Below are 223 nucleotides of genomic sequence, written 5' to 3'. Positions count from 1 at the left end.
CTGGGCATGGACGGTGGCCAGGCGCAAAGCGGGCAAAAGCTGGCTGATGGCCGCGAAATACTGGGGCATTTGCGCGATCCGCGGCAAAAAGACCAGCAGCGGGTGGCCGCTGGCGGCCGCGGCCTTGATCCGCCGGGCCAGCTTCGGATGCAGGCGGCCTTTTTTCAAAAAAGGCCGCGCGTACAGGTCCAGGCGCGGCTCAGGCAAGGGATAGCCGTGAAAG

The 223-nt window shown here is 65.5% G+C and carries 1 pseudogene; it reads right to left on the bottom strand.

Annotated features, from left to right (window positions below):
* Positions 1–223: pseudogene (locus lacNas_RS03410) on the bottom strand (DNA/RNA helicase); the annotation flags it as partial.

The organism is Lactobacillus nasalidis (genome assembly GCF_016587775.1).
Classification (GTDB): domain Bacteria; phylum Bacillota; class Bacilli; order Lactobacillales; family Lactobacillaceae; genus Lactobacillus; species Lactobacillus nasalidis.
The sequence above is the reverse complement of the archived record's forward strand: the minus strand, read 5'-3'. Positions and strand labels throughout refer to the sequence as shown.